The 7315-nt window shown below is 72.9% G+C and carries 7 protein-coding genes; 4 read left to right on the top strand and 3 right to left on the bottom strand.

Features of this window, described 5'->3' with window-relative positions:
* The 3 genes from ACIGG8_RS05700 to ACIGG8_RS05690 all read right to left on the bottom strand — a co-directional run.
* A partial coding sequence (locus tag ACIGG8_RS05700; protein WP_396545997.1) for a transposase occupies positions 1–107 on the bottom strand: 107 nt, incomplete at its 3' end.
* 171 nt (positions 108–278) lie between these two features.
* Positions 279–1286 carry a site-specific integrase gene (locus ACIGG8_RS05695; protein ID WP_396545992.1) on the bottom strand — a complete coding sequence of 336 codons (1008 nt, stop codon included), beginning with the start codon at positions 1284–1286 and terminating at the stop codon, positions 279–281.
* Between the two features lie 468 nt (positions 1287–1754).
* The gene (locus tag ACIGG8_RS05690; protein ID WP_396545991.1) at positions 1755–2714 is read right to left on the bottom strand and encodes a pirin family protein; all 960 of its coding nucleotides are present in this window, start codon (positions 2712–2714) and stop codon (positions 1755–1757) included.
* A gap of 92 nt (positions 2715–2806) precedes the next feature.
* Between ACIGG8_RS05690 and ACIGG8_RS05685 the strand changes: the two genes are divergently transcribed.
* The 4 genes from ACIGG8_RS05685 to thrS all read left to right on the top strand — a co-directional run bounded on the left by ACIGG8_RS05685 (position 2807) and on the right by thrS (position 7154).
* Positions 2807–3295 carry a carboxymuconolactone decarboxylase family protein gene (locus ACIGG8_RS05685; RefSeq protein WP_396545990.1) on the top strand — a complete coding sequence of 163 codons (489 nt, stop codon included), beginning with the start codon at positions 2807–2809 and terminating at the stop codon, positions 3293–3295.
* Between the two features lie 414 nt (positions 3296–3709).
* Complete coding sequence (locus ACIGG8_RS05680) at positions 3710–4765, top strand: serine hydrolase domain-containing protein (RefSeq protein WP_396545989.1); 1056 nt, start codon at positions 3710–3712, stop codon at positions 4763–4765.
* A gap of 67 nt (positions 4766–4832) precedes the next feature.
* Complete coding sequence (locus ACIGG8_RS05675) at positions 4833–5618, top strand: leucine-rich repeat domain-containing protein (RefSeq protein WP_396545988.1); 786 nt, start codon at positions 4833–4835, stop codon at positions 5616–5618.
* A 216-nt stretch (positions 5619–5834) separates the two neighbouring features.
* Positions 5835–7154: a threonine--tRNA ligase gene (thrS, locus tag ACIGG8_RS05670; protein ID WP_396545987.1), complete on the top strand. Its 1320-nt coding sequence runs from the start codon at positions 5835–5837 to the stop codon at positions 7152–7154.
* Positions 7155–7315 lie beyond the last annotated feature (161 nt).

Raw genomic sequence — 7315 nt, 5'->3', positions numbered from 1 at the left:
TCCTGCTCTGCGGTCGTGAGCCGGTCGTCGCGCTCTCCGGCGTCGGCCTCGGCCTGACGCACCCAGGAACGCAGGGCTTCCTTGTGGATGCCCAGGTCACGGGCCACATGAGCGACGGGCTGTGTCGACAGCCCCACGACCTCGCCCTCGTCTATCGCACTCTCGACCGCCAATACCGGAGCCTGGGAAGGCCTTCTCCGCAGGCTTATTGCCGTCTCACAACATCGGGCAAGGATGCCTAGCACGGTTCGTTGCCACCGATTACGGGACAGACCGGTTCATTGGGTCGCCCCGACTATCCGGTGCCGCTGCTTCGGGGTCGCCCGCAGGCGAAGGAGGGGAGTCGCACCGGTGGGGTCGGCCGGTTCGAGCTCGATGGCGCGGCGGAGCTGTTCCATACGTTGGGGCAGGGGGTGCCAGCCGGGTTCGGCGGCCATCTCGGTGTTGAGGTCGTGGATGGCGCGGGCGTAAGCGCGGGCCAGGCCGCGGAAGTGCAGGGGCAGGCCGGGGCGGGGGTGACCGCTGGGGGCGATGCTCACCCACAGGGCGTCGGTGGTCTCGTTGGCGGGGCCGGCAGGTTGGGTGGTGTCGCGTGCGACGAGGTGGCTGCGGACGGTGAGCCAGTGGCGCATCGCGGCCCGGGTGGGGCCGGACAAGGCGACGGTCTCGGTGGCGGGCGTGGTGTGCGGGCTGCGGTGCTGGGGGAGTCGGGTGAGGTGGATCGTGCCGCGGCGCAGGTCGACGTCGTCCGTGCGCAGGGCGCAGAGTTCGCCGGCGCGGCAGCCGGTGTCCAGCACGGTGCCGATGATCGCGAGGATCCGGCTGCGGGAGTCTGACCGGCCGGGGCGGGCCGAGTGTTCCAGATGACCGAGCAGGACGCTGCGCGGGCGGGCGGCGACCACGGGCCGGAGCGCGACCCGCGGCGTGTCGCGCTCCGGAAGGGTGACGGTGATGCCGGCCTGGGTTCCGAGGATGCGGAGGCAGTCGTGCCGGACGCGCATGGACGCGGGTGAGGCTTGGCCCGGTCGTGCGGCGGGTTTGCGCCGTAGCAGGCCCCGCTCGGCGGCGGCGAGGTATGCCGCGAGGGTGTCCGGCGCGAGGAGCGTGGTGAGTGAGCCGGCGGCCGTGGGCGCGATCGCGCCCCGCTCCAGGGCGGTGCGCAGTTCGCCGGCGACCCAGCGCAGTTGCTTCGCCCGGGACATGCCGGTCGGCGGTTCACAGGCATGCTCGACGAGGGCGTGCAGCGCCTCGACCGAAGGTGCTGCTGTCGTCGGGGCGTCCGCCATGAGGTCACCCTAGCGCCGGGTCGGGGCGCCTCGGTGGGGTCTTGCCGGCGGAGGAGCTGGGGGATGTTCCGTAGGGTCAGTTTCTAATAACTGGCTTGAAGCAAGATCGTCGGTGGGCGTGCGGCTGCATGGTGGCTGTCTTCTCCGACCCGCGCCACTCCGGTGGTGGCCGTTCTTCGGCAGCCGGCGAGGGGGACGTGCCAGGGCGTCCGCCGGTTCTCGCGACGGCGCCCGACGATGACGTCCCGGACTCCGTGAATGCTCTGGTCAGTTCTGACGGACCGTCAGCAAAGTCAGCATTGGGTCAGCATTGGTCCTGTCAGGCGCTGTCGTGGATGGTCGAACGGTGTCACGCGTCGGGCGCGGAGGCGAGTGTCGACGGGGGCGCTTCGGGGCGAGCGCAGGGAGCCCCCGGCTCGGGGGTGGGGCGGACCCGGCCGCCGCACCCCCGATCGCGTAAAGCGCAGGTCAGCGCGCGTTTCCGCGGGGCTTCAAGGGGATTCCCGGGAGCTCCGGGGCGGGCAGTCGGTCGCCCGGGTAGCCCTCGACGGCGCCATAGCGGTCGGGGTTCGCGGAGCTCATCCACTCGTCGCGGGCTCGGGTAATGTCTTCGTGAGACCGCCCGATGAAGTTCCACCACATGACGATCTGCTCCTCGAAGGGCGTGCCGCCGAGGAGGACGGTGCGGGCGTCGGTGTCGCCGGTGTTGGTGAGGGTGACGGTGGTGGCGCCGGGGGCGAGGTAGCCGAGGCCGGCGGGGTGGAGCGGGGTGTCGGCGAAGCGGACCTCGCCGGTGTCGACCAGGAGGCCGTGCTCGAAGGCGGGGTCGACGTCGAGGGTGACGGTGGCGTGCGGGCGCAGGGTGATCTCGGCGCCGAGCAGGGGGGTGAAGGTGGGGACGGGGGAGGTGTCCCCGGCGAGGGTGCCGAGGAAGACCCGGGCCTCTCCGCCGTCCAGGGGGACCGGGGCGGGAGCGTGGTGGTGGAAGGCGCGGCCGGTGTGCCGGTGCTCCTCGGGCAGGGTGACCCACAGCTGTACGCCGTGCAAGGTGGTGGTGGCCGGGGTGGAGACCTCGGAGTGGGCGATGCCGTGGCCGGAGGTCATCAGGTTCACCTCGCCCGGCCGGACGTAGGCGTGGATGCCGAGGCTGTCCCGGTGCTCGATCTCGCCGGTGAAGAGCCAGCTGACGGTCTGCAGGCCGGTGTGCGGGTGCGGGGCGACGTCCATGCCGCCGGTGTGGGCGACGTCGTCGGGGCCGTAGTGGTCGACGAAGCACCAGGCGCCGATGAGGGTGCGGGAGCGCTGCGGCAGCGTCCGACGCACCGTCATCGCGCGCGGACCGCCGAGCGGGACGTCCCTCGGGGGCAGGACCTCGACGCGCGGGTCGGCGGCGTGCGGGTCGATGAGGTCGGTCTCGGTGGTGCTCACGGTCGGGGTCCCTCCCAGATGCAAGTAGTTCTAGATTCAACTATCATGCCATGGCAGAGTGACGGGTGACAACGATCGGCCAAGGAGTTCAGGTGAGTGACGTGACGGTGGTCCCGGCGGACCGGCGGGTGTTCATCGACAAGCAGAGCCCCCAGGCGTACAAGGCGCTCGTCGCGGCCGCCGAGGCGGCGCGCGAGGTGGCGGCGGAGGCCGGGCTGGACCGTCGGCTGGTGGAACTCGTCAACCTGCGGGTGTCGCAGATCAACGGCTGCGCCTACTGCCTGAACGTCCACACCAGGGCCGCGCTGCGCGAGGGCGAGACCACCCAGCGACTGGGAGTGCTCCCGGCGTGGCGCGACACCGAGGTGTTCGACGCGCAGGAGCGCGCCGCGCTCGCACTGGCCGAGGCGACCACCAGCCCGGCGGACGCGGTCGCGCAGGAGGCCGCGTACGGCGTCGCGCGCGAGGTGTTCAGCGAGGCGGAGATCTCGGCGGTGGTGTGGGTGGCGATCACCATCAACTCGTTCAACCGGGTCTCCATCATGAGCAAGCACCCGGTCCGCCCGGCCCCGGCGCGGTAGCCGATCGGAAAGGGGAAGGGCTCCGTCTTTCGGTGGAGGTCCTCCTTGGGCTGGTGTATGACCGATTCCTCCTGGCGGCGGATGACCGATCGTCAGTTCGGGGGTGAGGCTGGGCGTCGAGGGCGGGCGGGTGCTCGCCGCGGGGTCAACTGGGGGGCGCATGAAGCGGGGCGGGGGACGTACGGCGTCGCGCGGGGGCGTACGGCGTCGGGCGGGGGGCGTACGGCGTCGGGCGGGGGACGGGCGGCGTCGGGTGGGGCGCGCACGGCGCGGCGCACCGTTTCGGCGCTGGCGGCGACGGTCTGTCTGGCGCTGGCGGCGCCGGTCGCCTCGGCGGCGGCCGCCGCGCAGGACAGCGGGTCGAACGGCGGCGAGCCGACCGCCGCCGACCGCCGGACGGCGGCGCTGCGGGCGGTGACCGGCGCGGGCGCGGTCTCCGCGATCGCCGAGGTCAGGGACCGGAACGGGGTCTGGCGCGGCGGATCGGGCGTCTCCGACCTGGCCACCGGCGCGCCGGTCCGCACCGACGGGCGGTTCCGGGCCGGCAGCATCACCAAGGTGTTCACCGCCACCACCGTGCTCCAGCTGGTGGGGGAGGGCCGGATCGGCCTGGACGACCCGGTCGAGCGCCACCTGCCGGGCACGGTCCCCGACGGTGTGCACATCACCGTGCGCCAACTGCTCAACCACACCTCCGGCCTCTGGGACCCGACCAACGAGAAGGGCGGGCTCTTCCCCGACCCGACCGACCCGGCGGCCGTCCGGAACTGGCTGGACCAGGGCGGCCTGACCCGGACGATCACCCCTGCGCAGGTGGTCGCGGCCTCGGTGGCGCACACGCCCGCCTTCCCGCCGGGCACCTCGTGGGGCTACTCCAACGTCAACTACACCCTGCTCGGCATGATCATCGAGCGGGTCACCGGGCACGGCTACGCCCAGGAGATCACCGCACGCCTCCTGCGCCCGCTCGGCCTGACCGGGACGTACTTCCCGGGGACGGCCACCGACATCCGCGGCCCGCACGCGCACGGCTACCTGACGCTCGTCGAAGGCCCCGGCCCGGCGGACCGCAGCGACCGGGACGTGACCGTGCAGAGCGTCTCCTGGGCGAACTCGGCGGGCGAACTCGTCTCCACCCTGAGGGACCTGAACCGCTTCGAGCAGGCCCTGACCGGCGGGCGGCTGCTCCCGCCCGCGCTCATGAAGGAGATGACCACGACGGTCCCGATCGTGGTCGACGGCCAACCCGCGGGACTGAGCTACGGGCTGGGACTGGCCCGGTGGCAGCTGTCCTGCGGGGTCGCCTACGGGCACGACGGCGGGGTGGCCGGCTACAGCTCGCAGCTGTGGAACTCGGGGGACCGGCAGGTCGCGATGTCCGTCACCCCGCGCGGCGACGAGACCCAGCTCCAGGCGCAGGCGGTCGCGGGGTACGGCTCCCTGGAGCAGGCCTTCTGCGGCACCCGGTAACACCGTGGCGCCGTGGCGCCGTGGCGCCGTGACACCGCTGGAGCCGCCTGCGGCCCGGTGGCGGAGAATGACCGGCGTGACGGACACGACGCTCAACCTCTGGAAGCAGCAGCTCGGCCGGGTGCCCGACGGGCTGTGGGACCGCACCGACCTGACGGTGCTCATCCTCGCCGACACCGGGATCACCGAACTCCCGCCCGGAATCGGGAGGTTGACGGCGCTGCGCACCCTCGACCTCGGGCACAACCGGATCGCCGCGCTGCCCGCGGAGCTGGGGAGCCTCACCGGGCTGGGCGACTTCCTCTACGTGCACGACAACGCGCTGACCGTCCTGCCGGACACCCTCGGCCGGCTCACCGCACTGCGCTACCTCAACGTCGGCGAGAACCGGCTCACCGAACTCCCCGCCACCATCGGAGAGATGGCCTCCCTGGTCGAACTCCGTGCGCAGCACAACCGGCTCGGCACGCTGCCAGAGTCCATCGGCAGGCTCGGCGCGCTACGCGAACTCTGGCTCCGCGGAAACGAGTTGACCGCGCTGCCGGAGTCCGTGGCCGGGCTCACCGAGCTGCGCGAGCTGGAACTCCGGGAGAACGCGCTCACCGAGATCCCGGCTGCGCTCGCCGGACTGCCGCTGCTGCGCCGCCTCGACCTGCGCGGCAACCGGATCACCGGACTGCCGCGCTGGCTGACCGAACCGGGCGAGTCGGCCGGGCTGCCGGGGCTGCCCGGGTCTCCGGTGCCGCCCGCGTTTCCCGCGTTGGAGAAGCTGGACCTGCGGTGGAACGAGGTGCGGCCGTCGCCGCAGGTGCTGGACGCGCTCGGCGCGCGCGGGTGCGTCGTCCTGTACTGAGCGGGCCGCCGGTCGGAGCGGCCGGAAAAGATCTCGCGCTCGGCCACCGGCCTGCTACGGTGGATGACATGAAGCGCGCTGCACTCGTCACGACGACGCCGGAGAGAGTCCCGGCGCGCTGACTGCTGACCTAGTCCGAAGCCCCGGGGCGAGTGCCCCGGGGCTTCGTCGTTCCCGGCTCCACTCGCCCGCAGTCCCAGAGTGGAGACCAGAACCATGAACGCCCAGCCCGCGCACGCCGCCGCCGCGTACGACAACGCCGTACACCACAGCGCCGCGCAGGACGGCGCCGTCCACGACCACCCCGCGCACGACCACCGCAGGCTCGGTCGTGAGCTCGACCTGTTCGACACCGACCCGCTGATGGGCGCCGGCCTGCCGTACTGGCTGCCCGACGGCGCCGCGATCCGGCACGCCCTGGAGGAGTTCATCCGCGGCCGTGAGCGCCGGGCCGGCTACCGCCACGTCTACTCCCCGGTGCTCGGCAAGCGCGAGCTGTACGAGATCTCCGGGCACTGGGCGCACTACCGCGAGGACATGTTCCCGCCCATGGAGCTGGGCTCGGAGGAGGTGGTGCTGCGGCCCAGCCTCTGCCCGCACCATGCCCTGATCTACCGCTCCCGTGCCCACAGCTACCGGGAACTACCACTGAGGATGGCCGAGTTGGGCGGTATGTACCGCTCCGAGCTGTCCGGGGTGCTGGGCGGGCTGACCAGGGTCCGGGCGATCCAGCTGAACGACGCCCATGTGTTCTGCACCCCGGAGCAAGCCGCCGACGAGGCCGTCGCCGCACTGGAGTTGATCCGCGAGGCGCACCGGGCGCTCGGCATCGTGCCGGTCCGCCACCGCCTCTCGCTGCCCGGCGCGGGCGGCAAGTACGTTGCCGATCCGGCGCTCTGGGAGCGTGCCACCGCGCTGCTCACCGACGTGCTGGAGCGGTCCGGCGTGCCGTTCGAGGCGGCGGAGGGCGAGGCCGCGTTCTACGGGCCCAAGATCGACGTGCAGATCGCCGACGGCGCCGGGCGCGAGTTCACCCTCTCCACCGTCCAGATCGACTTCCACCAGCCCGAGCGGTTCAACCTGCACTACATCGGCCCGGACGGCGCCAAGCACCGCCCGGTGATGGTCCATCGCAGCGTGATCGGCAGCGTCGAACGGGTGGTCGCCCACCTGATCGAGCTGTACGGCGGCGCGTTCCCGGCCTGGCTGGCGCCCGTCCAGGTCGTGCTGCTGCCGATCTCCGACGCCGAACTGCCGCAGGCCGAACGGCTCCGGCAGCGCTGCCTCGACCTCGGGCTGCGGGCCGAGGTCGCCGGGCCCGAGCACGGAAGCCTCGGTGCCCGGATCCGGGAGGCCAGGCTGGTGCCGTACCAGGCGGTGATCGGCGCCAAGGAGGCCGTGGACGACCGGGTCGCGCTGCGGCTTCGGGACGGCCGGCGGCTGGAGCCGCTGCCGGCGGAGGAGGCGTGGGCCCGGATCGGCGCGCTGGTCGCCGCCTGCGGTGCCGAGCTGTGGGAGGACGGCCCCGGGCGGTGAGCGGGCGGTGAGCGGGCCGGCGAGGGCGCGGCGCCCGTCGGGCCGGTGGCGAACGTACGACTGGTGCGGCTCGCGGTGTGTCGGCCGGGCCGTGGGCGGCGGCCGCCCGTCGAATGGGGCGCGGCGGCCGAGTCCACGGCCGCCGCTGTCCCCACCCGTAC

Origin of the sequence: Kitasatospora sp. NPDC085464 (genome assembly GCF_044541955.1) — a bacterium.
GTDB lineage: Bacteria > Actinomycetota > Actinomycetes > Streptomycetales > Streptomycetaceae > Kitasatospora.
The sequence above is the reverse complement of the archived record's forward strand: the minus strand, read 5'-3'. Positions and strand labels throughout refer to the sequence as shown.